This window comes from Exiguobacterium alkaliphilum (genome assembly GCF_018138125.1).
Taxonomy (GTDB): Bacteria; Bacillota; Bacilli; order Exiguobacteriales; family Exiguobacteriaceae; genus Exiguobacterium; species Exiguobacterium alkaliphilum.
In genome coordinates, this window is the sequence record NZ_CP073101.1 from 91,233 (window position 1) to 113,964 (window position 22,732).

At 54.1% G+C, this 22,732-nt stretch carries 25 protein-coding genes and 1 riboswitch; of the genes, 11 read left to right on the plus strand and 14 right to left on the minus strand.

What is annotated here, in order from left to right; translation table 11 throughout:
* Positions 1-64 precede the first annotated feature (64 nt).
* From KB235_RS00530 to KB235_RS00540, 3 genes are all read right to left on the minus strand, one after another.
* A complete protein-coding gene (locus KB235_RS00530; protein ID WP_211780091.1) occupies positions 65-562 on the minus strand; it encodes a hypothetical protein in 498 nt (165 codons plus the stop codon).
* A gap of 94 nt (positions 563-656) precedes the next feature.
* Complete coding sequence (locus tag KB235_RS00535; RefSeq protein ID WP_246514274.1) at positions 657-1,112, minus strand: GNAT family N-acetyltransferase; 456 nt, start codon at positions 1,110-1,112, stop codon at positions 657-659.
* A gap of 56 nt (positions 1,113-1,168) precedes the next feature.
* The gene (locus KB235_RS00540; protein ID WP_211780092.1) at positions 1,169-1,933 is read right to left on the minus strand and encodes a TrmH family RNA methyltransferase; all 765 of its coding nucleotides are present in this window, start codon (positions 1,931-1,933) and stop codon (positions 1,169-1,171) included.
* A gap of 220 nt (positions 1,934-2,153) precedes the next feature.
* Here KB235_RS00540 and KB235_RS00545 point away from each other — a divergent pair, with 220 nt between their 5' ends.
* The 3 genes from KB235_RS00545 to KB235_RS00555 all read left to right on the plus strand — a co-directional run bounded on the left by KB235_RS00545 (position 2,154) and on the right by KB235_RS00555 (position 5,922).
* Positions 2,154-3,782: a PTS transporter subunit IIBC gene (locus tag KB235_RS00545; RefSeq protein ID WP_034805186.1), complete on the plus strand. Its 1,629-nt coding sequence runs from the start codon at positions 2,154-2,156 to the stop codon at positions 3,780-3,782.
* Between the two features lie 52 nt (positions 3,783-3,834).
* A complete protein-coding gene (locus KB235_RS00550; RefSeq protein ID WP_034805189.1) occupies positions 3,835-4,626 on the plus strand; it encodes an endonuclease/exonuclease/phosphatase family protein in 792 nt (263 codons plus the stop codon).
* 114 nt (positions 4,627-4,740) lie between these two features.
* Positions 4,741-5,922 (plus strand): MFS transporter, encoded by a 1,182-nt coding sequence (locus tag KB235_RS00555; RefSeq protein WP_246514276.1) that lies wholly within the window; start codon positions 4,741-4,743, stop codon positions 5,920-5,922.
* 30 nt (positions 5,923-5,952) lie between these two features.
* Here KB235_RS00555 and KB235_RS00560 read toward each other — a convergent pair whose 3' ends face one another.
* The gene (locus KB235_RS00560; protein WP_211780094.1) at positions 5,953-6,657 is read right to left on the minus strand and encodes an alpha/beta hydrolase; all 705 of its coding nucleotides are present in this window, start codon (positions 6,655-6,657) and stop codon (positions 5,953-5,955) included.
* Between the two features lie 76 nt (positions 6,658-6,733).
* Here KB235_RS00560 and KB235_RS00565 point away from each other — a divergent pair, with 76 nt between their 5' ends.
* Positions 6,734-7,999, plus strand: coding sequence for a purine/pyrimidine permease (locus KB235_RS00565; RefSeq protein ID WP_211780095.1), 1,266 nt, complete (start codon positions 6,734-6,736; stop codon positions 7,997-7,999).
* A 21-nt stretch (positions 8,000-8,020) separates the two neighbouring features.
* On the opposite strand, the gene KB235_RS00570 is transcribed toward KB235_RS00565, so the two are convergent.
* Genes KB235_RS00570 through KB235_RS00585 form a run of 4 tightly spaced genes read right to left on the minus strand, consistent with a single transcriptional unit; the run spans position 8,021 to position 10,974 of the window.
* Complete coding sequence (locus tag KB235_RS00570; RefSeq protein ID WP_211780096.1) at positions 8,021-8,413, minus strand: RDD family protein; 393 nt, start codon at positions 8,411-8,413, stop codon at positions 8,021-8,023.
* Complete coding sequence (locus KB235_RS00575) at positions 8,410-9,057, minus strand: NAD(P)H-binding protein (RefSeq protein WP_211780097.1); 648 nt, start codon at positions 9,055-9,057, stop codon at positions 8,410-8,412. The genes KB235_RS00570 and KB235_RS00575 overlap by 4 nt, the downstream gene beginning before the upstream one ends.
* A 34-nt stretch (positions 9,058-9,091) precedes the next feature.
* The gene (locus tag KB235_RS00580; RefSeq protein ID WP_211780098.1) at positions 9,092-10,396 is read right to left on the minus strand and encodes a nucleobase:cation symporter-2 family protein; all 1,305 of its coding nucleotides are present in this window, start codon (positions 10,394-10,396) and stop codon (positions 9,092-9,094) included.
* Entirely contained in the window at positions 10,393-10,974 is a 582-nt protein-coding gene (locus KB235_RS00585) for a xanthine phosphoribosyltransferase (RefSeq protein ID WP_034816795.1), read from the minus strand. The genes KB235_RS00580 and KB235_RS00585 overlap by 4 nt, the downstream gene beginning before the upstream one ends.
* 78 nt (positions 10,975-11,052) lie before the next feature.
* Positions 11,053-11,154: riboswitch (purine riboswitch) on the minus strand.
* 128 nt (positions 11,155-11,282) lie between these two features.
* Between KB235_RS00585 and KB235_RS00590 the strand changes: the two genes are divergently transcribed.
* The 3 genes from KB235_RS00590 to KB235_RS00600 are packed head-to-tail and all read left to right on the plus strand — an operon-like array spanning position 11,283 to position 14,649.
* The gene (locus tag KB235_RS00590) at positions 11,283-11,891 is read left to right on the plus strand and encodes an NAD(P)-dependent oxidoreductase (protein WP_211780099.1); all 609 of its coding nucleotides are present in this window, start codon (positions 11,283-11,285) and stop codon (positions 11,889-11,891) included.
* Between the two features lie 60 nt (positions 11,892-11,951).
* Positions 11,952-13,505, plus strand: a complete 1,554-nt coding sequence (locus KB235_RS00595) for an ABC-F family ATP-binding cassette domain-containing protein (protein WP_034805204.1) — start codon at positions 11,952-11,954, stop codon at positions 13,503-13,505.
* A gap of 19 nt (positions 13,506-13,524) precedes the next feature.
* Positions 13,525-14,649, plus strand: a complete 1,125-nt coding sequence (locus tag KB235_RS00600; RefSeq protein ID WP_034816797.1) for a DUF418 domain-containing protein — start codon at positions 13,525-13,527, stop codon at positions 14,647-14,649.
* A 46-nt stretch (positions 14,650-14,695) separates the two neighbouring features.
* On the opposite strand, the gene KB235_RS00605 is transcribed toward KB235_RS00600, so the two are convergent.
* From KB235_RS00605 to KB235_RS00625, 6 genes are all read right to left on the minus strand, one after another.
* A complete protein-coding gene (locus KB235_RS00605; protein ID WP_034805208.1) occupies positions 14,696-15,187 on the minus strand; it encodes a hypothetical protein in 492 nt (163 codons plus the stop codon).
* A 119-nt stretch (positions 15,188-15,306) separates the two neighbouring features.
* Positions 15,307-16,236 (minus strand): manganese-dependent inorganic pyrophosphatase, encoded by a 930-nt coding sequence (locus KB235_RS00610; RefSeq protein WP_034816799.1) that lies wholly within the window; start codon positions 16,234-16,236, stop codon positions 15,307-15,309.
* 93 nt (positions 16,237-16,329) lie between these two features.
* The gene (locus KB235_RS15740) at positions 16,330-16,464 is read right to left on the minus strand and encodes a hypothetical protein (RefSeq protein WP_255344253.1); all 135 of its coding nucleotides are present in this window, start codon (positions 16,462-16,464) and stop codon (positions 16,330-16,332) included.
* 95 nt (positions 16,465-16,559) lie between these two features.
* Entirely contained in the window at positions 16,560-16,841 is a 282-nt protein-coding gene (locus KB235_RS00615) for a HesB/YadR/YfhF family protein (RefSeq protein ID WP_029333828.1), read from the minus strand.
* Between the two features lie 67 nt (positions 16,842-16,908).
* Positions 16,909-17,868, minus strand: a complete 960-nt coding sequence (locus tag KB235_RS00620; protein WP_034805214.1) for a LacI family DNA-binding transcriptional regulator — start codon at positions 17,866-17,868, stop codon at positions 16,909-16,911.
* Positions 17,869-17,879: 11 nt separating this feature from the next.
* A complete protein-coding gene (locus tag KB235_RS00625; RefSeq protein WP_034805217.1) occupies positions 17,880-18,113 on the minus strand; it encodes a hypothetical protein in 234 nt (77 codons plus the stop codon).
* Between the two features lie 238 nt (positions 18,114-18,351).
* Between KB235_RS00625 and KB235_RS00630 the strand changes: the two genes are divergently transcribed.
* The 4 genes from KB235_RS00630 (at position 18,352) to KB235_RS00645 (ending at position 22,716) form a co-directional block, all read left to right on the plus strand.
* Positions 18,352-19,641: an NCS2 family permease gene (locus KB235_RS00630; protein ID WP_024370897.1), complete on the plus strand. Its 1,290-nt coding sequence runs from the start codon at positions 18,352-18,354 to the stop codon at positions 19,639-19,641.
* A gap of 239 nt (positions 19,642-19,880) precedes the next feature.
* Positions 19,881-20,618 (plus strand): (Fe-S)-binding protein, encoded by a 738-nt coding sequence (locus tag KB235_RS00635; RefSeq protein ID WP_211780100.1) that lies wholly within the window; start codon positions 19,881-19,883, stop codon positions 20,616-20,618.
* A 2-nt stretch (positions 20,619-20,620) separates the two neighbouring features.
* Positions 20,621-22,024 (plus strand): LutB/LldF family L-lactate oxidation iron-sulfur protein, encoded by a 1,404-nt coding sequence (locus KB235_RS00640; RefSeq protein ID WP_024370899.1) that lies wholly within the window; start codon positions 20,621-20,623, stop codon positions 22,022-22,024.
* Positions 22,021-22,716: a LutC/YkgG family protein gene (locus KB235_RS00645; protein ID WP_211780101.1), complete on the plus strand. Its 696-nt coding sequence runs from the start codon at positions 22,021-22,023 to the stop codon at positions 22,714-22,716. The genes KB235_RS00640 and KB235_RS00645 overlap by 4 nt, the downstream gene beginning before the upstream one ends.
* Positions 22,717-22,732 lie beyond the last annotated feature (16 nt).

A 22,732-nucleotide genomic window follows, 5' to 3' on the forward strand; every position in this document is an offset into this window, starting at 1 on the left:
TCCTAACCAGACACCATTCAAGTGCGCCGAAAACGCGCCGGGGAACACTCCCTGGCGCGTTTTTTCACGTGTGGTGATGATGGTCGTTGTGATGGTGATGGTGGTGCGAACTCGAACTACGGCGCGGTGCCGGCTCATCGGCAAACTTTTCCCCGTCCAAGATGCCGAGCCGCTTGTATTGGCGGCCGACCCGCTCCTTCGTCTCGTCGTGCACGTACGGTGACTCCATGACCAACTGATAGCTGCCGAGTGCGACCCGGAACGGTTCCATCTGCGTCCGTTCGACCGGGAACGACGTCACGTCACGCAAATAGTCAGCAAGCCGGTTCGCCGACTCGTCACTCGGATGGTCGGCCAAGTCGGACGCGAACTGCTGCATATCTTTCAAGAGACTGTTCGTTTTCACTTGCTTACCGATTCCTGTAATAACGGCAAATACGATGATACCGATAATCAAGAAAAAGAAAATCGGGAACATGATTGGCACCCCACTAAAAAACGAGTCCCCCATCCCCGTCGAATCAATGTATACCTCTTCCCCGAATGCGAATGTGTTGACCATGACATCTCCCCCTTTTTTCCTAATATACGGACGCCCATTCATTTGGTTTCATGCTCACGAAAAAAAAGCCGCGGCACTCGCCACGGCTCAATTTTCAGTTCAATTGTTTCTCCATCATGATGCGTGGCGCTCCGTCTTCTGTGTATGCCCCCATGATGTCGTAGCCACACAACAGGTTCAAGATGATGACGCCTTTATTCGTGTTCCGTGCTTTCGTCCGAATCGAGTGGAAGCCTTGCGCCTTCACCCATTCGAGCTGCGTGTCCATCAGCTTGCGGCCGATGCCATGTTTTTGAAACTCCGGATGCACGCCTCCGGCCCAGCTGTAATATCGGTACGGTTCGGCCTCATATCCAATCTTGAATCCGACGAGCCGCTCTTCTGAGAAAGCGAGCAATACGAGCGGATTGGCATGTCGATACAGTCTCTCCTTAAAGCGCAGTTGATCGATGTCGCCGTACAGGCTGCGGTACAGATTAAAGAACTCCTCTTCAAATTCGTTAAAGTGCGTCGTGACATCTTTCACGATAAATGAACTGGTCGTACTCATCGTTCCATCCCCTTTCAACGTGTGAACAGTGCTCGTACGTCTGTACACTTCGCCGTTTACTCGGATTTTCCTGTTTCGCGTTCAAATGCGGATAGACCTTTTTGTTTATACACGCCGAGCGAACGCTTCGGCAAGCTCTTGACCATCCAATTCTTCAAGATGCGCTGTTTGTCTTCTACCTTCAATCCATAGCCTTCCGTCACGACATGGCGCGCCCGTGTCGTCACGTCGTATAACGAGATCGCCGCGGCGACCGAGATGTTCAAACTTTGGACGTACCCTTGCATCGGAATCACGTAATTGCCGTCCGCTTTGGCGAGCGCTTGATCCGATACACCGTGATGCTCATTCCCGAACAAGAGCACGGTCGGTTTCGATACGTCGATGTCTTCAAGTGGGACCGCTTCCTCGCTCAGTGCCGTCGCGAGCACTTGATAGCCATCCGCCTTCAATCGATCAATTGCATCTTCAATAGAAGGATGTTCGACCACGTCGACCCAACGATCTGCGCTCTTCGCGATAATCGAGTTCGGTTTAAACTTGGCCCGACCTTCGACGACGTGAAGCGTCTGCACACCGAACGCATCCGCTGAGCGAAGCACCGCCGACTGGTTGTGCGGGTCATCGACCCCTTCCGTCAAAATCGTGATATGGTTCGTCCGTAACGCCAATACTTCCTGCATCCGTTTGACACGGTCAGGCATCAACATACTATACAGTAGTCGATCCTCTTCTAATAGAAGGCCCGACTGCAATAACTCCTCAAGCAATGCCGCTTGCTCTTCTTTTGATAATGCCGATGTCGTCTGTCTCCAACCCATGATTCTCGCCCCTTTCAACCTCTAGTATTGTAGCGGGATTCGATTGTGCTGACAAGTTAACGTCGCATCCCGCTGTTTCAGTCAATTTATGAAAATAAATGAAAATTAGGAAACCGGTTGCACAAACTTATGCAATCGATTACAATCATTAATGCAAGCGATTGCATAGACAGTCGCCACAAACAGATAAAAAGTTCCGTACAGGAAGGAAGCGTATTATATGAAACAACTTATCTCGTTCGATTTTTGGCAGAAGCTCGGGAAGGCCTTAATGGTCGTCATCGCCGTCATGCCTGCTGCAGGTCTTATGATTTCAATCGGTAAACTCATCGGCATGTCAGCCGGCGACGTCGGGATTTTACTGACGACGGCTCGCATCATTGAAGATTTAGGTTGGGGCATCATCGTCAACCTACATATCTTGTTCGCAGTCGCCATCGGTGGCTCATGGGCAAAAGATAAAGCAGGCGGCGCTTTCGCTGCCCTGATCGCTTTCATCTTAATCAACCGCGTCACCGGTGCCATCTTTAACGTCAACGGTGCCATGCTCCAAGATTCAGAAGCGACCGTGAAGTCGCTCTTCGGTGCCGATCTCGTCGTTGCCGACTACTTCACATCTGTCCTCGGTTCGCCAGCCCTCAACATGGGCGTGTTCGTCGGGATTATCGCCGGTTTCCTCGGTGGTGCTCTCTACAACAAGTTCTACAACTTCAACAAATTGCCGAACGCCCTCTCGTTCTTCAACGGGAAGCGTTTCGTCCCATTCGTCGTCATCCTCGGTTCAGTCGTCGCGGCCATCGCGCTCTCGATCGTCTGGCCGACGATTCAAGGGGCACTCAACAGCTTCGGTGAGTGGATCGCCACGTCACGCAACACGGCGCCTGTCCTTGCACCGTTCATCTACGGGGCACTCGAGCGTTTGCTCTTGCCGTTTGGTCTCCACCACATGCTCACCGTCCCGATGAACTATACGGAGCTCGGTGGCACATATACGATTTTGACAGGTGCGACAGCTGGTTCGGTCGTCGCCGGACAAGACCCGCTCTGGTTGGCATGGGTGACGGACCTCGTCAACCTCCGTGCTGCTGGTGATACGGCTGCCTACAACGCGCTCCTCGCGGATGTCGTCCCGGCCCGTTTCAAAGTCGGACAAGTGCTCTTGTCGTTCGCAGCGCTCATCGGTGCCGCTTACGCCATGTACCGTAACGTCGATGCGGACAAGAAAGCACAATACAAACCAATGTTCTTATCTGCTGGTCTCGCGGTCTTCTTGACAGGAGTCACAGAACCAATCGAGTTCATGTTCATGTTTGTCGCACCAGTCCTTTATGTCGTTTACGCACTCATGGCAGGTGCCGCCTTCGCCTTGGCGGACATCATCGACCTTCGTGTTCACGCATTCGGTGCGATCGAGTTGCTCACACGCATCCCGATGATTGTCAAAGCGGGTCTCCTTCAAGACTTGATTAACTTCTTCCTCGTCGCCATCGCGTTCTTCTTCATCAACTTCGGTGTGTTCAATTTCTTCATCAAGAAGATGAACTTGCCGACGCCTGGACGTAACGGAAACTACATGGAAGAAACGACCGAGAAATCGACTGTGACAGGCAACGAGCAGGTCATGGGGATTATCGCCCTTCTCGGTGGGGAAGAAAATATTGAAGACGTCGATGCGTGCATGACACGTCTACGCGTCACGGTTAAAGATATGTCGCTCGTCTCGGAAGAGAGCGAATGGAAAAAGAACGGCGCCATGGGTCTCATCTTGAAAGACCGCGGTGTCCAAGCAATCTACGGCCCGAAAGCCGACGTATTGAAGTCAGACATTCAAGACGTCATCGGAGCATAATCAACAGGCCAGCTCGCTCGAGTTGGCCTGTTTTTTCTAAAGGAGGACTATCGTGAATATTTTGACGCTCAACTGCCACGCCTGGTTAGAGGACCGCCAACAAGAAAAAATCGACTTCATCGTCGAACGGATCGCGAGCGAGGATTATGACATCATCGCGCTCCAAGAAGTGAATCAACACAAAGAGGCCCCGATCGTCGAGGGGTTGATCCGGGAGAACAACTTCGCCTACGTGCTCGTCGAACGATTGAAGGAGCTCGGGGTCACGTATCACATGACGTGGGACTTCGCCCATTACGGCTATGACGTCTACGAAGAAGGTGTCGCCATTTTGTCGCGTACCCCGTTTTTATCGACCGAGTCGTTCTTCGTCTCGAAGACGACGGACCCGAACAACTACAAGTCCCGAAAAATCGTCAAGGCGATCGTCGACGGCGTCGATGCGCCGACGGCCGTTTACTCGTGCCATCTCGGTTGGTGGCATGACGAGGAAGAACCGGTCCGCCATCAGCTTGATGAGTTGCTGCGCCGTGCCGAAGAGGATGATCGTGCCCTTCTCCTCGGTGACTTCAACAACGACGCCTTTCTCCGCGGGGAAGGGTATGATTACTTGATCGATCACGGTCTCCAAGACTTGTTTCATTTGGCGACCGAACGTGAAGGCGATGCGACCGTCCAAGGCAAAATCGCCGGCTGGGACGAGAACAAGAAAGCGCTCCGAATCGATTTGATGCTGACGAACGCACCGATTCACGTGTCACGCCACGCCGTCGTCTTTGACGGTGAGAACGGACCGATCGTCTCCGACCACGCTGGCGTCGAAGCGACCGCCTTTTGGCGCTAAGGAATCCTTTTCTTTCACGATTGTGAGAGAAAAGGGTTTTTCTTTCGTCGTAAATTCGGTATGGTTGGAGACGACTGAAGTCTAACAACTTTGAACGAAAGAAGTGATTTTATTTTGACGACTACCCCATCGCTCAGCCGTACCGACTGGACGCTCATCTTATCGCTCGCCCTGCTGACATTCGTGCTCGGGACGAGCGAGTTCGTCATTGTCGGCATCTTGCCTGACATCGCCGACGGGCTCTCCATCTCAATCGCGACGGCCGGAACACTCGTATCCGCCTTCGCCATCACGTTCGCCATCGGGACCCCGCTCACGATGTCATTCACGAGCCATTTGCCGAAACGTAAGCTCATGCTCACGCTGACCGCTCTCTTTATCCTATTTAACTTATTCAGTAGCCTCGCGCCGACGTATGGCATCTTGCTCGTCCTTCGCATGTTGACCGCCGTCGTGACCGGGGTTCTCATCTCGCTCGCCATGCTCGTCGCAAGTGAATCGGTACCGACGGGAAAACGTGGCATCGCCATCTCGTTCATCTTCGGCGGGTTCACGATGGCGAACGTGTTCGGGGTCCCACTCGGTACGTTCATCGGGCAACGAAGCGGCTGGGAAACGACGTTCATCTTGACGACCGTCTTAGGTGTCGTCGCATTTCTCGCTGTGTACCGCGTCGTCCCGAGTCAGTTGACGAGTGTGCGGACGTCGATTGCCGACCAGTTGCGCCTGTTGACGAACCCACGTATTTTAATCGCCTTCTTCATCCCGGCGTTCGGTTTCGGTGCGACGTACGTCGTCTACACGTATCTCGTCCCGATTTTAAAAGGTGTGCTCGGTGTGCCGGTCACTTGGGTCAGTCCGATTCTATTGGCGTACGGATTCATCTCGATTTTCAGCAACATGGCGGCCGGGAAAATCGCGAGTCACAATCCGATCGGCCGACTGCGTTTCGTCTTTCTCATCCAGGCGTTCGTCTTGGCCGCCTTGTACGTGACGACGTCGAACGTGACGCTCGGCCTCCTCAATATCGCGCTCATGTCGTTCATGGCGATCTTGCTCACGACGTCGACGCAACTGTATTTAATCGACTTGGCCGAGAAGTTCAATCCGGACGCCAAAGGGCTCGCCTCATCGCTCATGCCTGTCGCGAGCAACGTCGGGATTGGCTTCGGGTCTGCGCTCGGTGGACTCGTCTACGCGAACACACCCGTCATGACGCTCGCCCTCGTCGGAGGCGCCGTCGCGCTCTTGACGGCTTTACTCACCACGGTCAGCTATACGCTCGACCGACGCTAAAACAGCGTGCCCACCTCGGGCACGCTGTTTTCATAACCAATTTAAAATCTGTCCAATCGTCTCGTCGAGCTGCTCTTTCGCGCTGAGCGGACTGTCGTTATCGCCGTCTTGCGGTCCGTACATGCCGAAGTTGGCATGGTTGCCGTCTACAATCTCATAAAAGACGGCATCGTCCGGGACGTTTTCTCGGCTCGCCTCGATGTCAGTTTGCGTCGCGAGCCCATCGACTTCTCCAGAGATGGACAAGACACGTAGCTCGCTCTCCACCATCGAGCTGATCGGGTATGAAGCGAGGAAGATGACCCCTTCGACTCGGCTCTCGTTCTCGAGCGCAAAACCGGACGCGGCCGAACCGCCGAGCGAGTGTCCGCCGACGATCCAACGTTCGATGCCTGGATGAGCGGCGATAATCGTCTCCGCCGCATCGATATCTGCGATGCCGAGATTCAAGCGCAGCGACGGGATGGCGACAAAGACTCCTTCTTCCGCGAGTCTTGAGCCGTAGTAGGCGTATGCTTCTTTCTCGACTTTCGCACCCGGATAGAGGATGATTCCAATCTCGCTATCCGGGTCACCAAATTCGAGACGATTGTCCACTTCCGTCGCCTCGGCCGCGTAACCGAGCGCTTCATCCGTCGGCCCATACGTCAGTTGCGTCCACACGAGGAAGCCGATGACGGCGACCAAAATGAGGCCAACTAGACCAAGGCCGATCCACTTCAACTTTTTCTTCATTATAAGACCTCCATTTGCATCCGTTTCAAGGTCACGGTACACTAGTAGTAAAAAAGGGAAATACCAGGGGGACACCATGACCAAGAGTACTGTAACCACGACGATTCAGTGGTTCATTTTTATTTTAGCTACAAATATTGTACCACCGCTTTCGATCGCTGCCTTATTCGAACTGTCGCCGGCCGATACGATGACGTTCATCTCACGTTCGCTGTTCGTCTTCGCGCTGTTTAGCATCATCCAGACGCTGCTCGGCCACCGTTTGCCGATTTTAGAAGGACCGGCCGGCATTTGGTGGGGCGTGTTCACGCTTTATGCGTCCATCGGTCCTGCGCTATACGGAAGCGGCCAAGAGACACTCCAAGCGCTCGGATTCATGTTGTTCTTGAGCGGTGTGCTCGGTGTGCTCATGACCGTCACCGGGATTTTACGTCGGATGCTGTCGCTCTTTACGCCGCAAGTGCTTGGCGTCTATATGATTCTCCTCGTCCTCCAGTTGTCAGGCGCCGTCATCAAAGGCGGATTTGGCGTGAGCGAGAGCGGTATCAATACGATTCAGGCTGTCGCGACGGCCGGTCTCGTCTTGTTCGCCCTCACGCTCGAACGGAGCCGCTTCAAACAGTACGGTCTTGTCATGACGCTCCTTGTCGGATTCGGGCTGTTCAATCTGCTCGGGCTCGGCAATCCAATCGTCCGTTCGGAGTCGTTCTTCCTCGTCCCTGAGTTGTTCCCGTTCGGGGCTTGGGTATGGGATTGGAACTTGCTGCCGACCGCGTTCGTCATAACGCTCCTCCTTATGACGAACGTGCTCGCCAACATCAAACTGATTGAACGGATTGTCAGTTCGCGGACGAAGCAACAAGTCGAAGGCAACGTCCCGGCGTCAGGCATCGTCAGCGGCTTCAGCCAAATCGTGGCCGGATTGTTCGGTACACCTGGCCCGATCGCGATTTCAGGAACGGCCGGCTTCTTGTCTTCGACCGAGAGCGTGCACCGGGCACCGCACCTCGTCGCCCATACGCTCATGATGGTGCTCGCCTTGGTCGGTCCGTTCGTCTCGCTCATCGCGAGCATTCCAGCCGCGGTCGGCTATGCCATCGTCACCCCGCTCATCGCGACGATGATCATCATCGGGATTAACGAGGCGGCGTTCGAGTTGAATCAGAAGACGGCCTCGCTCACCGTCGGCCTCCCGCTCGTCATCGGGGCCGGAGCGATGCTGCTCCCGCCTGGGGCGATGAACGATTTGCCGCCGCTCCTTGCGACCGTATTCTCGAACGGACTCGTCCTTGGGACAATCGTTGCGTTGACGACGGCAATCCTGAGCCGCATTAGAGACTAAAAGAACTGACCTCGCGCGAGGTCAGTTCTTTTTCGTGACGTGCATATGGAATGCCCTGTCGTGCGGCAAGACGGCACCCTCTTCAAGCTCGAAATGGGTACGGTCTTTGACATAGGTTGCAATCGAGCGCGTGTCACGGTGAAGCGCGCGTCTGAACGCCTGCTCGGCCGTGACCGGGCTCCCATCGTCGTTTCGTAACTCGAGCCCCATCAGTTTATACCCGAGCGTCTGGCCGCCACGGCTCATCTGGCACGCCTCGAGCGCATAGGCGACAAGCGTCGGGGTGATGACCGTATGGACGAACTCGCTCTTCACTTTCTTCCGGACGATTTGCTCGACACCGTAACTGACGAGTCCGGCGATGACGCTGTCAATCAACACGGCTTGCGTCCGTTTTTTCGTCAACGGTCTCATCGGCTCATCCTCTGCATCATGCCTGACGTCAACACTTCCGTGCCCTGTCCTTCTTCGGCGGCCATAATCAAGGCGCGCGCCACATGGAGCGCTTGAATCGGCGCGGCGTCCGGTAACTTATCGAGTAACAACGGTTGGAGCGGACGGCTGACGATCTCGGCCGCTTTCTCGCCGAGACGGAACTCCTTCCGATCCCCGAGCAATAGCGACGGACGGGCGATAATCAAATGGTCGAACCCGAACACTTTCAGGCCGTTCTCGAGTTCCCCTTTGACTCGGTTGTAGAAGAACGGTGAGCGGAGCGACGCCCCTTGCGCCGAGACGACAGCGTAACGTGTCGCGCCATGTTGTTTGGCGATGCGCGCCGTCTCGAGCGGCAAGTCGAGGTCGACGTGTTTGAACGCATCTTGCGAACCAGCGACAGCAATCGTCGTCCCGAGCGCACAGTAAACGTCATCGACGTGAGGTAACGCCTCGTCCATCCCTTCAAATCCGACGACTTCATGTAATTTCGGATGCTGCCAACGGGTCGAGCGGCGGACTACCATCCATACCGCATCATATCGTTCCTCTTCAAGCAACTGCTCGACGAGCTCGCGTCCGATTAAGCCGGTCGCGCCGACCACAAGTGCTGTTTTCCCCATCCTCGTTCCCCCTTGATTCGTAGTTGCTTTCAGTCTAGCTGACTTGCCGTTCCTCGGCAACGACTTCGACCGGACGGAAGCGGTCGACGAGACGGAAGAATCCGTTCAAGAACAATGCGGTGAACGAACCAGCGACGATCGCACTATCAGTGAACAATTGAATCGGTTCCGGCATGTTGGCCACGATTCCTGGGTTGGCCGTGATGCCGAGCCCGATGCCAATCGAGAGCGCGATTGTAACGAGGTTCTCGTTCTTCGAGAAATCGACTTGGCTCAAGATGCGAATCCCGGATGCGGCGACCGTCCCGAACATGACGAGCATCGCCCCGCCGAGCACTGGTTTCGGGATGAGTGTCGTGAACGTCGCCACTTTCGGTAAGAAACCGAGTAAAATCAAGAGCCCACTCGTCCAAAAGATGACACGACGGGATTTGACGCCCGACAGTTGCACGAGTCCGACGTTTTGGCTGAACGTCGTGTACGGGAAGCTGTTGAAGATGCCACCGAGAATCGTCGCGACCCCTTCAGCCCGGTAGCCTTTCGTCAATTCGTTCGAGCCAATCGGTTTTTTCGTGATGTCACTGAGCGCGAAGAACACGCCTGTCGATTCAATCATGGAAATGATGGCAACGAGCGTCATGACGAGGATAGCCGAGACGTTGAACGTCGGCATCCCGAAATAAAACGGTTGCACCATCTGGAACCAGCTCGCCTCTCGGACAGGGCTGAAGTCGACGAGTCCGAGCATGGCGGCCACACCGGTCCCAATCAAGACGGCAAACAAAACCGCTGCCGCACGGGTGAATACCGTCCCGACCCGATTCAAGACGATGATGAGACCGATTGTGAGTCCACCGAGCGCCAAGTTTTGCATCGAGGCGAATCCAGGCTCCCCTGCCGCGCCACCGCCGATATCGTTGATGGCGACCGGGATGAGCGACAAGCCGATGACCGTCACGACCGAACCGAGCACGACCGGCGGGAAGAAACGGGCCAGTTTTCCGACGAAACCAGAAATTAGAATGACGATGATACCGCTCGCGATGAGTGCGCCGTAAATAGCGGTGATGCCGCTCGAGCTCCCGATCGCAATCATCGGGCCGACCGCGGTGAACGTACAGCCGAGCACGACCGGGAGACCGACACCGGTGAAACGGGTCGTCCATACTTGTAACAGCGTCGCGACGCCGCACATGAATAAATCAATCGCGACGAGGTATGCGAGTTCCGTCGGACCGAGCCCGATGGCACCGCCGACGATGAGCGGGACGATGGCCGCGCCCGTGTACATCGCAAGTAAATGTTGGAAGCCGAGACTGGCCGTCTTGAACGTATTCATCGCACAGCCTCCACAAACGAGATGTGTCCCGCTTCAAGTTTACTGATTCGTGCGAGCGACTCGACACGATAACCGCGTGCGAGTAACTTCTCGCGTCCTGGTTGGAACGACTTTTCGATGACGATGCCGATACCGGCGACCGTCGCCCCAGCTGACTCGACGAGTTCAGTCAACCCGAGTGCCGCTTCCCCGTTCGCGAGAAAGTCGTCGATGACGAGTATGCGTTCTCCGGGTTTTACGAAGCGTCGGCTCAAACTGATGCGGTTCGTCTCTTGCTTCGTGAACGAGTAGACGTCCGCTTCGACGAGGTCGTCTTGGAGTGTCAGTGACTTACGTTTTCGGGCGAAGACGAACGGGACGTTCATCTCGAGTGCCGTCATCATCGCCGGCGCGATTCCGCTCGACTCGAGCGTGACGATGCGGTCGATGTCGAGATCGGCGAACCGCTCAGCGAACGCTTTCCCGATGTCTTGCATCAAGACCGGATCGACTTGATGGTTTAAGAACGCATCGACTTTCAATACGTGTTCGGACAAGGCTTGTCCTTCTTCTCTAATCTTGTCTTCTAATCGTTTCATCTTATTCCCTCCAACAAAAAAATGCGATTCGTCACCCCAACTCGGGAGGCAACGAACCGCATGGAGACATGACGAATACACACGACTAGCGCCACCCGTAGTCGAACCATTTACGGTGGTTCGGTAGAGACTTGTGAGCCATATTCTCACGGATATACGAGTGCGAATCTATTTATTTATAAGATAGAACTTATTGTAGACGATATCTTTGGAAAAGCAACACTTTCTGAACGGATAGCTAAAAGTTCGATTTTTCTGAAACTGCTGTATACTGAACGTATACGAATCAGGATGGGAGCGATTATGCGATGAAGCTATTTGTATTAGGCGCGACCGGCCGGACCGGTCACCAGTTCGTCGACCAAGCGACCGAACATGGCCATCACGTCACGGCTTTCGTCCGGGAACAGAAAAAATTGATTCCGACGCCACAACTTGAAATCATCGAGGGCGACGTGACGGACGTGTCTGCATTGACGGACGCGATGAATGGTCATGACGCGGTCGTCAGCTGTCTCGGGACCGACCTTTCGGATGAGGACTTCCTCGCCCGCGTGACCGACGCACTCGTCCCGGCGATGAAAGCGAACGGCGTGACGCGCATCATCTATCTCGCCTCGGCCGGAATCGACCAGGAGATTCCCGGGCTGGCCGGAAAAGTCGTCACGTTCATGCTCCGAAAGCCGCTCCGTGATCACCGGGCCGCGGTCGATTTGTGGCGCAACTCGTCGTTCGATTATACGATTGTCCGGCCGATGCAACTGACGGACGGTCCCCGGACGTCGGTGTATCGCGTGTCCGTCGATGGGATTCCAGACAACGGGAAACAAATCTCCCGGGCCGACGTCGCCCAGTTCATGTTGAATGCCGCTGAAGACCAGCTGTTCATCCGCCAATCGATTGGACTGGCGTACTAATTTTTTTCAATTCATGCTACAATATCGGATAGTCAAATTTGAAAGGAACGAATACAACACATGAGTATATTATCGGTACAAAACTTGAGCCACGGCTTCGGTGACCGCGCTATTTTAAACGACGTCTCTTTCCGCCTATTGAAAGGCGAACATATCGGCCTCGTCGGGGCGAACGGTGAAGGAAAGTCGACGTTCATGAACATCATCACACGTAAATTGCAACCGGATGAAGGAAAAATCGAATGGGCGAAAAACGTCCGTGTCGGCTACCTCGACCAGCACGCGGTCCTCGAGCGCGGCATGACCATCCGGGACGTCTTAAAGAGCGCGTTCCAATACTTGATCGACATGGAGACACGCATCGGCGAACTCTACATGGAGATGGGTGACGCGACACCGGAGCAAATGGAAGACATGCTCGCAGAAGTCGGTGAGCTCCAAGAGACGCTCGACTCGAACGACTTTTACATCATCGATGCGAAAGTCGAGGAAGTCGCGCGTGGTCTCGGTATTCTAGACGTCGGGCTCGACCGTGACGTCACGGACCTCTCCGGTGGGCAACGGACAAAGGTGTTGCTCGCGAAGTTGCTTCTCGAGAAGCCGGACATCCTCCTCCTCGATGAGCCGACGAACTATTTGGACGAGGTCCACATCGAGTGGTTGAAGCGTTATCTTCAAAACTACGACAACGCGTTCATTTTGATCTCCCACGATATCCCGTTCTTGAATAGCGTCATCAACTTGGTCTACCACATGGAAAACCAAGACTTGTCGCGCTACGTCGGCGACTACGATAAGTTCATGGAAGTGTACGAGATGAAGCGCTCGCAGCTCGAGTCGGCCTACAAACGCCAGCAGGCGGAAATCGCCGACTTGAAAGACTTTGTCGCCCGGAACAAGGCACGCGTCTCGACTCGGAACATGGCGATGTCACGTCAGAAAAAACTCGACAAGATGGACGTCATCGAACTGAGTGCGGAACGTCCGAAGCCAGAGTTCCGCTTCCTTCAGGCCCGCACGTCAGGCCGTCTCATCTTCGACGCCAAAGGCCTCGTCATCGGGTACGATGAGCCGCTTTCACGTCCGCTCGACCTGCAAATGGAACGCGGTCAGAAAATCGCGCTCGTCGGAGCGAACGGAATCGGGAAGACGACGCTGTTGAAGAGTCTTCTCGGGTTGATCAATCCGCTCGAAGGCACGGTCGAACGCGGTGAGTTCTTGGAGATTGGTTACTTCGAACAAGAAGCGGCCGTCAGCAACAACACGTGTATCGAAGAAATTTGGAGCGAGTTCCCATCGCTCAACCAACAACAAGTCCGGGCCATGCTCGCGAAATGTGGGCTCATGACGAAGCATATCGAGAGTAAAATCGCGGTGCTCAGTGGTGGCGAGAAGGCGAAAGTCCGCCTCTGTAAGCTTCAAAACAACGAGTCGAACCTTCTCCTCCTCGATGAGCCGACGAACCACTTGGACGTCGATGCGAAGGAAGAGTTGAAGCGTGCGTTGAAAGAATATAAAGGCAGTATCCTACTCATCAGTCACGAACCAGAGTTCTATCAAGACATCGTTACAGACGTCTGGAACTGTGAGTCGTGGACGACGAAAGTATTCTAACTTGTAGAGGAAGTGTCGCATGACTGGCCCAATCCAATTGAACGAACGGATCGTTCTTTACGACATCATTCGAGGATTTGCCTTATGCGGCATTTTTCTCGTCAATATCCCGAGCATGCTCGGGAGCGACTGGATGTTCGGTCGCCCCGACTACACCGGAAGTGACTTGCTCGTCCGGACGCTGTTCGACATGTTCGTCCAGACGAAGTTTTACACGATTTTCTCGCTGTTGTTCGGCATCGGCTTCTCGATTTTCCTCGAGCGTTCGTACGCTCGGGGCGAGTCGGCGAGCCGCTACGTCCGACGTATCGTCATTCTATTTTTGTTCGGACTCGCTCACCTGGCCATCTGGTCGGGTGACATCTTACATACGTATGCGATGTGGGGCTTACTGCTTCCCTTGTTTTATCGCTTGAGTAATCGGGCCATCTTGACGTGGGCGTGGAGTTTATTGCTCGGAAGTTTCTTCTTGCTTTACGTCTCATCCGCGCTCGTGGAATGGACCAACGGCGGATCGTTCAACTCCGGTGTTCCGTTCCCGACCGTCTTCAATGACGGGTTCAGTGTTTGGTTCGATTATCGTCTGAACGTCGAAATCTTTGCTGCTATCTCAAACTCCCTTCTCGTCGGGATTGAAATTTTAAGTATCTTCTTGTTCGGCCTCTATATCGGACGGGAGCGAAAGCTACTCACGTGGACCATTCAAGGACTGACACGGACGGCCATCGTCTGCGCCGTGCTCGCCTTGCCGTTTTTCGGTGTCATCTTGTGGCACCATTACGGTGGCGGCGACGCCTATTACTGGGTGAACTTGATTGCCGTCCTCGTCTCTGGGAAGTTACTCGCGACGACGTACGTCTGTCTATTCACGATCGCCGTCCGCAACGGGCGCGCATTCCGCCCGCTCCAAGCGCTCGGTCGGATGGCGCTGACGAACTATTTGACGCACACCCTCGTCGTCGTTTTGCCCGTTATCGCCCTCGGCTACTACGGTCGCCTGTCGTTGACGGAAGGTTTGTTCTTGAGCATCGCGATTTTGATTGCCCAAGCGTTCTTCTCGATGTGGTGGCTGAAGTCACACCGTTACGGACCGTTCGAGAAGTTGTGGCGCATCGGGACGTATGGGTTGCAACGAAAATCTTAACAAGCATCATAAAGGCTCGAAGCAGACGCTTCGAGCCTTGTTTACGTTAACGGTCCGGTTTTGCCTTCGTGTTCAACAACATCAGGGCGATTCCGATCCACAGTGTCAACCCGACGTACATGAAGAACGTATTGACGTTGAACAGTTGATTGTTCATGTAGATGGAAAAGACGTCGCTCGTGATACTATTTGCGTAGTCTAAGCCTCCACGTCCCTCCTGATTTAAGACGATATCCGTCACGTACGTCCGGTATCGGTCGAATGCATTCATCTGATAGCGATACCCCGCAACGAGCAACATCGGGATAAAGACGAAGCCGTACCATAACAAACGTGGGCGCACGTTCGCCATCAGTTCCATCCAGCCGAGCATAAAAAACAGGATGAAAAAGAAAAGGAGAAACAGGCCGATGAGCGCCGGATTCCCGTTTCCGGATATCTTCTCCGGTTGAACGGTCATCACGTTACCTAGATAGAAAATTCCGATACACACCCCAAACCCGAGTCCCATCATCCAGCCGATTCGCTTCTTGTTCATCTGTGCCCCCCGTTCATCGTTCGATTTATCATAAACTCTTCCTCGTTCAGTATAAGGCTACTTTTCCCAATTCCCCATAAAAAAATGAACATCCCGTCTCCAGGATGTTCATTCATACGTCAGTTCGTCGCCGTCTCTGTTAACACAGGTACGATCTGTTTTTTCCGTGACACGACGCCAGGAAGTGTCGCCAACCCTTCTTGAAGTTCAACGTTGAACGCCTTCTCGAACAAGTCCTTTTTCTCACCGACGACGAGCGCTTCTGAGTCGTTCGTCAAAATGTTCGTGATGGCAAGAACGAACAGGTCGAGCTCTTTGTCCAACAACTTCACCGCCATCGCTGCTTCGACGTCCGCTTTACGGTTCAATACGTCGTTCGCGTCGACCGTGTTCACTTGTGCGATTTCCACACGGTAGTCGCCCATCGCGAACTCTTTCGAGTCGAGCGTGATCAGTTCAGGCACCGTCTTTTGGCTCAAGTCAGCACCGGCTTTCAACATCTCAAGACCGTACGTCTCGACGTCTGTCCCAGAGATCTCGGCAAGCTCTTTCGCCGCTTTGACGTCCTCGTCCGTGCACGTCGGTGATTTGAAGAGGAGCGAGTCCGAGATGATGGCCGAGAGCATCAAACCAGCCATGTCCGGAGCGATCTCAATCCCGTGCTCTTTGTAGAGTTTAAGCAAAATCGTCGCCGTGCAACCGACCGGCTCGGCCCGGTAATAGAGCGGGTCTGCCGTTTGGAAGTTCGCGATGCGGTGGTGGTCGATGACTTCGAGGATGCGCACGTCTTCGATGTCGACGGCACTCTGTTGGAACTCGTTATGGTCGACCAAGATGACCGCGTTCGCTTCGTCTGAGACGCGTTCGACAAGACGTGGCGCTTTGACGCGGAAATGATCGAGTGCGTATTGTGTCTCGTTGCTCACTTCACCGAGACGGACAGCCTCTGCGTCCATCCCTAATTTCTTCTTCAGCTCCGCGTAGGCGATCGCTGAACAAATCGTGTCCGTATCCGGATTTTTGTGTCCGAAGACAAGTACTGTACTCATAGTTCATTCTCCTCACTGAATAGTTTTCCCTCATCCATTATAACGTCTATGCCCGTTCTTTCAATTGCAAAACAAAAAGAGCCCGCGGGCTCTTTATGCTTGTTCGTCTTCGTCCGTCTCTTCGAGGTCCGAATGATCCCCTTTTGAGTCTTCCTCGTGCGAGATGTCGGGCTGATCGCGTTTCAACTTCTCACGTTCTTCTTGTTCGCGTTTGTCTTTGTCTGACATGCGTCTTCACCCTTTCGGTTTTGTCATGTCGTAGACTGTTCCCCGCGGATGTTTGATTCAAACAGATGTCACCCATCTGTTAACGAATTGTGATGTTACGCTTGCACGAACACGACTTCGTCGCCGCGAATCTCGACGTTGACGTCCTGCCCTTGGAATAACCACTCGTCTTGTTCGGCTACGACGAAGCGAATCCCGTCCGCCTCAGTCTCAACCGCCGCGTTATCGATGTCTTCTGTGATGACGCCGACCGAGAAACCGTGCGTCAAGTCCGTCGAACCCCCATACTTAGCAAACAAGCGCACCGTCTGGCCTGACTTCACTTCCATCTCGTCTTTAAAGAATTGTAATGCTTCTTCTGTCACGTTGATTTTCATCTGACATCCTCCTCTCGACTTCTGTCTTCATTCTAATCGTTTCGAAATAGTCGAGCGAGGAAGTTGCCTAGAGGGTCGTCCCTGACAAGTACGTGACCGTCAAACTTTCCTGGACGACCGGCGCGCCCGTCATTTCCTGGAACGTGGCCTCAAACAAGGCGCGCCCGATGTCTTCGTTCGGGGAGCGCATCGTCGATAAACCGAACGCCTGGCCAATCGGATGGCCGTCAAAACCGAGCACAGCGATGTCATGCGGTACCTGAAGGCCGCTACGGGTCGCTTCCCCTAAAAAACCGAGCGCGACATAGTCAGACGAGAAAAAGAGCGCACGGGGGCGCTCCTGTTCAGAGAGGAAAGCCGAGACCAACCGCTTCCCGTCCTCACTCGTCAAGTATCCGCTATAGACCCATCGCTCACGCGCGGACGCCACTTCATCGAAGTATGCCTGCTGACGCACGATGGAGCTTGGACTGTCCGGCCTCGATAAGACGATGCCGACGTCTTCATAGCCTGCCTCTGTCAAGACACGAAGGCCGGTTTGGAATGCGGTGTAATGATCGACATGAACAGACGAAATCGTCTCCGGTGCACCGACCGTCGCGACGGAAATCGGACCATAGGCTCGATACGTCTCCATCTCCTCGAACGTCATCGTATGCGACAACACGATCGCACCGTCAACTTCCCGATGCTTCAACAAGTCGAGCGCTTGACGTTCTTGATCGAGCCGATATTCGGTTTGCCACATGACGAGTCGATAGTCTTTCGCTAGCGCGGCTTTGGCCAACCCGTTGACGAACAAGCCATAATACGGATGGTCCATATACGGCAAGATGACGACGAACCGCTGTGTCCGCCCGGTCGAGAGCGTCAACGCTTGTTGATTCCGCAAGTAGCCGAGCTCTTTCATCGCACGCTGCACCCGCTTTCGTTTCTCGTCAGACACGTACGGATGCGCATTGATGACGCGCGATACCGTCGTCACGGACACGTCTGCATGTTTCGCGATATCTCGAATGTTCGCCAACTCGTCTCACCTCAGTTTGTCAGTCTTTGCATATAGTGTACCCAGTTTGCATCTGGACTGCCACCCTTGTCGATCACTTGCACGCGAATCGCCTGTACGAGACGAAACCGTTCCTCGATTGGCAACTGAAGGAATTCATCTTGAAAATGGCTACACAACATTCTTCCGAACGGCGTGTACAACTGATTAATCACCAGTTCATAGACGATCCCGCTGCAAAACGTCTTCCATGTTGATCCATTCATCGGATTTCCCCTCCTTTGATTCAAGCGTACAGGCTGAAACGCGTTTCAGAGCAAGCTTTATTTTTATTCCATCGATTTCCGAACAATATATGAATAATTCGAACGTTTTTTAGTTTTTTCATTCGAAATGATTGACGACTCAACCTCATTTTTGTATAGTCATCAAGTTGATAGCGTTTATTTCTGATTAACCGGACTATTAATGTTCGGAAATTCATCATCATAAGGAGTCTTATTCATGAACTTATTTCGTTTACAGCAACATGGAACGAACGTTAAACAAGAAGTGACCGCCGGCGTCACAACGTTCGTCACGATGGCTTACATCTCGGTCGTCAACCCGGCGATTTTGTCGGATGCCGGCATCCCGTTCGCGCAGGCGTTCACAGCGACGATTATCGCTATTTTAATCGGGACCGGGTTAATGGCGCTTTACGCCAACCTCCCGATCGCCGTCGCACCAGGGATGGGCTTGAACGCCTTCTTCGCCTACACGCTCGTCGCCCAACAGCAAATCGCCCCGTCGACCGCGCTCGGTGTCGTCTTCGTCTCGTCCGTCTTTTTCTTGATCTTATCGTTGTCCCCAATTCGGACGAAACTGATTCAAGCGATTCCGGCGTCACTGAAACATGCCATCACGACCGGAATCGGGTTGTTCATCGCTTCGCTCGGATTGAAACTGTCAGGACTCATCGTCGCAGACGAGGCGAACCTCGTCCGTCTTGGTGATTTGTCGTCCCCGAGCGTCTTGCTCGTTCTCGGCGGTTTGATCGTCTCGGCGCTTCTGTTCTCCCGGAACGTGCCGGGCTCACTCCTCATCGGAATGGTGATCACGGGCATCGTGGCCTATTTCATGGGCTTGTTAAAAATCGACGGTGTGACGGCGATGCCGACGTTGCCGGAAGGTCTCATGGTCAATCCGGTCACGGCGTTCACCGACGTCATCCAATACGGGCTGTTCGGCGCCGTATTGTCATTCTTCCTCGTCACGCTGTTCGATACGACCGGCACGCTCGTCGGTGTCGGCAAACAAGCGGGCCTCATGAAAAAGGATGGCACGATCGAGAATGGACATCGAGCCTTGTTCGCTGACTCACTCGCGACGATGGGCGGTTCGCTCGTCGGGACGAGCCCATCGACGGCATATATCGAGTCGGCTGCCGGCGTCGCCCAAGGCGGACGGACCGGTTTGACGACCGCTGTCGTCGCGGCCCTATTTGGACTCACGCTCTTCTTCAGCCCGCTTATCGGCGCCATCTCCGGTGTCGCCGCCATCACAGCTCCGGCGCTCATCATCGTCGGTGCCCTCATGTTGACGAACGTCCGCTACATTGACTGGTCGGACTTCAGCGAATACTTCCCGGCGTTCATGACGATTCTGATCATGCCGCTCTCAGGCAGCATCGAGCGTGGGATCGCATTCGGTTTCATCCTCTATCCGATCTTTAAGGCAATGAACAAAGAGACGGTTCACCCACTCATCTATTTGTTCGCGGGATTATTCATTTTGGAAATGTTCTTCCTATAATATTTAATTTGACCCTCGTCGCAAGACGAGGGTTTTTCTGTTATTAATCAGGGAATCACTGTCGTATAGCAGAAAAGCTGTGAATACACGTTCATTATCATCCTGTTCTCAATTAGACAGGATTTTACAGTTTTTTGTGAGAATCGCCCCATTTTTCTTTATTCTCGTCGCTCTGTTATGGAATAATGGAGTTGAAACCGTTTACGAATATCACTATTTACAGGAAAGAAGGAATGAACATGCCTAAAGTGGCGCTGTTCGTCACTTGTCTCTCCGATACGTTGTTCCCATCGGTAGGACAAGCGACGGTCGAACTATTAGAACATCTCGGTTGTGACGTCAGTTTCCCGTTCGAGCAGACGTGTTGCGGTCAACCCGCCTATAACAGCGGTTACCATGAAGAGACGAAAAAAGTGGCCAAACACATGATTGAAACGTTCGAGAAAGCCGATGCCGATTACATCGTCGGGCCGTCGGGTTCTTGCGTCATGATGATGCGTGATTATCCACACTTATTCAAAGACGACCTAGCGTGGAAAGCGCGGGCCGAGGCGCATGCGGCGAAGACGTTCGAGTTGACACAATTCATCGTCGACGTGCTCGAAGTGAAAGACGTCGGGGCGAAGTTTCCGGCCAAAGCGACGTATCACGCCTCGTGCCATATGACGCGTCTCCTCGGGATTGAGGCGGCACCGGGACAACTGCTCAAACATGTTGACGGCTTGACGATGCTTCCGCTCGATGGTGTCCATAACTGCTGTGGTTTCGGGGGGACGTTCTCGGTCAAGATGCCGGACGTATCGGTTCAGATGGTCGACGAGAAAGTGGAGTCGATCTTAAACTCAGGAGCGGACATCTTGATCGGTGCGGACGCCTCATGTCTAATGAATATCGGCGGACGCCTACATAAGCAAGGGCATCCGATCAAAGTGATGCATATCGCGGAAGTGTTGAACGAAGGGGTGAAACAAGCATGAGTATGGGGATTCGGCTAGATGAAAAGTTTCAAGCACGTCGCAAAGACGGGATCGACAACCCGTTCATGCGCCAAGCTGTCAGCTCGGCTCAAAACCGGCTTCGTGACGGTCGGCTGAACGCTGCCGGCGAACTCGGGGACTGGGAAGCGTTCCGTGACCATTCGGAAGAGATTCGCCAGCACGTGCTCGAACATCTCGACTATTACTTATATCAGCTAAGTGAGAACATCTCGAAACGCGGCGGCAACGTCTTCTTCGCGGAGACACCGGAAGAAGCGAACCGATACATCCGTGAAGTCGTCCGCTCAAAAGAGGCGAAACACGTCGTCAAATCGAAATCGATGGTGACCGAGGAAATCGGTTTGAACGAGGCACTCCATGAGGAGGGTTGTACGGTCGTCGAGTCGGACCTCGGGGAATGGATCCTTCAACTCGACAACGATCCACCGTCCCATATCGTCGCCCCCGCGCTCCATAAAGATCGAAACGCCGTCCATGAAACGTTCACGGCCCACGGGTACGTCGGAACGAACGACCCGACCGAACTCGGCCGTTACGCTCGTCGCGAGCTGCGGAAAGATTTCTTGAAAGCGGAAGTCGGGATCACTGGATGTAACTTCGCCATCGCCGAGAGCGGTGCCGTCGGTCTCGTCACGAACGAAGGGAACGGCCGCATGGTCACATCGCTCCCGGATACCGTCATCTCCGTCATGGGGATGGAACGGATCGTGCCGTCATACGAAGAGTTCGAAGTGCTCGTCAACATGTTGTGCCGAAGCGCCGTCGGGCAACGACTCACCTCATACATCACGACGTTCGCCGGCACGAGAGGCGCCGGTGAAGTCGATGGTCCTGAAGAGTTCCATCTCGTCATCGTCGACAACAAGCGATCTGGGATTCTCGGCACCCAGTTCCAATCGGTGCTGCAATGCATCCGCTGCGCCGCCTGCATCAACGTCTGTCCCGTGTATCGTCATATTGGCGGTCACGCCTACGGCTCGATCTATCCTGGCCCGATCGGCGCCGTGCTCGCACCGCTCCTTGACGGTTACGAGAATTATAAAGAATTGCCTTACGCCTCGAGTTTATGCGGTGCCTGTACGGAAGCGTGCCCGGTCAAGATTCCGCTCCATGAGCTGTTGATCGAGCATCGCCGCGTCATCGTCGAAGAGAAGAAGCAGTCACCGTTCGTCGAACGCATCGCCATGAAAGGTTTCGCCGTCACGTCATCGAGCCCGTTCTTATTCGAGGCGGCCGAACAGATGGCGCCGTTCGCCACATCCCCGTTCACAAAGGCGGGCCAAATTGATAAAGGCTTACCGGCTTGGACCGACTCGAAAGATATGCCGCAACCGGCTAAACAGACCGTACGGGACTGGTTTAAGAAACGGGGGAATGCACAGTGAATCCAGGAACAATCACGAATCGGGAAGACTTTTTGAATCGTATCGCCAAACAACTCGGACGTGACGTCGACTTGACCCCGCCCAAACGTGTGTACAAGCACCGCCCGCAAGACGAGGTGTTGAAAGACGCATCTGAAGAGGAGCTCCTTGAGACGTTTCGCATGGTTGCGATGCGCATCCATACGGACGTCGTCGAGTGCGATTCGGCTCACCTCGACGATACGCTCCGTCTTTTAATTGAACGCTATGAAGGATCCGCCATCATCGCCGAGCAAGACGAACGAATCAAATCGTGGGCACCAAAGACGAGCGAATCGTTCGATTGGTGGGACGCAGAACGTCCGGATGAAAGTCGGGCGTTAGCCGTCAAAGCCGATATCGGCATTACGATCGCCGACGAGGCGCTCGCCGAGAGCGCGACGATCGTTCAATATGCGAAGCCTGGAAAGTCGCGGACGATTAGTTTGTTGCCGCAAGATCATATCGCCATCATCCCAAAATCGGTGCTCGTCCCCCGGATGACGCAAGCAGCGAAGCGGCTCAGTGATTTGGACCGAGATGGGGACCTCGCGTCACCGAACGGCGTCAATTTCATCTCCGGCCCATCGAACTCGGCCGATATCGAGATGAACTTGATCGTCGGGGTGCACGGACCGGTCCGTGTCGCTTATGTGCTCGTGCACGATTTATAAATAGCAAGACTCGCGC

Coding starts and splice junctions, on each gene's coding strand:
- KB235_RS00560 (WP_211780094.1), bottom strand. CDS start 6,657: ATGAAGAAAAAGTTGAAGTGGATCGGCCTTGGTCTAGTTGGCCTCATT.
- KB235_RS00575 (WP_211780097.1), bottom strand. CDS start 9,057: ATGGGGAAAACAGCACTTGTGGTCGGCGCGACCGGCTTAATCGGACGC.
- KB235_RS00615 (WP_029333828.1), bottom strand. CDS start 16,841: ATGAAAATCAACGTGACAGAAGAAGCATTACAATTCTTTAAAGACGAG.
- KB235_RS00540 (WP_211780092.1), bottom strand. CDS start 1,933: ATGGGTTGGAGACAGACGACATCGGCATTATCAAAAGAAGAGCAAGCG.
- KB235_RS00530 (WP_211780091.1), bottom strand. CDS start 562: ATGGTCAACACATTCGCATTCGGGGAAGAGGTATACATTGATTCGACG.
- KB235_RS00610 (WP_034816799.1), bottom strand. CDS start 16,236: ATGAGTACAGTACTTGTCTTCGGACACAAAAATCCGGATACGGACACG.
- KB235_RS00580 (WP_211780098.1), bottom strand. CDS start 10,396: ATGAATACGTTCAAGACGGCCAGTCTCGGCTTCCAACATTTACTTGCG.
- KB235_RS00595 (WP_034805204.1), top strand. CDS start 11,952: ATGAGTATATTATCGGTACAAAACTTGAGCCACGGCTTCGGTGACCGC.
- KB235_RS00590 (WP_211780099.1), top strand. CDS start 11,283: ATGAAGCTATTTGTATTAGGCGCGACCGGCCGGACCGGTCACCAGTTC.
- KB235_RS00635 (WP_211780100.1), top strand. CDS start 19,881: ATGCCTAAAGTGGCGCTGTTCGTCACTTGTCTCTCCGATACGTTGTTC.
- KB235_RS00600 (WP_034816797.1), top strand. CDS start 13,525: ATGACTGGCCCAATCCAATTGAACGAACGGATCGTTCTTTACGACATC.
- KB235_RS00625 (WP_034805217.1), bottom strand. CDS start 18,113: ATGAATGGATCAACATGGAAGACGTTTTGCAGCGGGATCGTCTATGAA.
- KB235_RS00630 (WP_024370897.1), top strand. CDS start 18,352: ATGAACTTATTTCGTTTACAGCAACATGGAACGAACGTTAAACAAGAA.
- KB235_RS00570 (WP_211780096.1), bottom strand. CDS start 8,413: ATGAGACCGTTGACGAAAAAACGGACGCAAGCCGTGTTGATTGACAGC.
- KB235_RS00565 (WP_211780095.1), top strand. CDS start 6,734: ATGACCAAGAGTACTGTAACCACGACGATTCAGTGGTTCATTTTTATT.
- KB235_RS15740 (WP_255344253.1), bottom strand. CDS start 16,464: ATGTCAGACAAAGACAAACGCGAACAAGAAGAACGTGAGAAGTTGAAA.
- KB235_RS00545 (WP_034805186.1), top strand. CDS start 2,154: ATGAAACAACTTATCTCGTTCGATTTTTGGCAGAAGCTCGGGAAGGCC.
- KB235_RS00535 (WP_246514274.1), bottom strand. CDS start 1,112: ATGAGTACGACCAGTTCATTTATCGTGAAAGATGTCACGACGCACTTT.
- KB235_RS00585 (WP_034816795.1), bottom strand. CDS start 10,974: ATGAAACGATTAGAAGACAAGATTAGAGAAGAAGGACAAGCCTTGTCC.
- KB235_RS00605 (WP_034805208.1), bottom strand. CDS start 15,187: ATGAACAAGAAGCGAATCGGCTGGATGATGGGACTCGGGTTTGGGGTG.
- KB235_RS00640 (WP_024370899.1), top strand. CDS start 20,621: ATGGGGATTCGGCTAGATGAAAAGTTTCAAGCACGTCGCAAAGACGGG.